The organism is Stenotrophomonas maltophilia group sp. RNC7, from assembly GCF_030910085.1.
Lineage (GTDB): Bacteria > Pseudomonadota > Gammaproteobacteria > Xanthomonadales > Xanthomonadaceae > Stenotrophomonas > Stenotrophomonas sepilia.
Map to the genome: position 1 here is coordinate 1 of NZ_JAVFVN010000340.1, position 312 is coordinate 312.

Here is a 312-nt window from a genome sequence, read left to right on the forward strand (position 1 = left end):
AGGCTATTTATTACACAAGGTAAGTATAATGACGAAAACAGAATTATCAAATCAATTAAGAGAATATAAAATAACAGCTCAGCAATGGTCTGTGTTAAAGGATATATCTCTTTATCCAAATGGAACCACCCCGGCTATGATTGCTGAAAGGCTCTTAGCAGACCGTCCAACAGTAACCGGAATTATACAAAGATTATTGCAAAAAGAATGGATTCTTATAAAACATAATCCTAAAGATAAACGGTCACATTTAATATTTTTAACAGATGAAACTAAGGGATTAATACAGGAGATAGAAAATGTAAGCGATGA

The 312-nt window shown here is 32.4% G+C and carries 1 protein-coding gene; it reads left to right on the forward strand.

What is annotated here, in order from left to right; all coding sequences use genetic code 11:
- Positions 1-28 precede the first annotated feature (28 nt).
- Positions 29-312, forward strand: a 284-nt coding sequence (locus RCF13_RS05400) for a MarR family transcriptional regulator (protein ID WP_308140940.1), incomplete at its 3' end; no start/stop codon positions are given.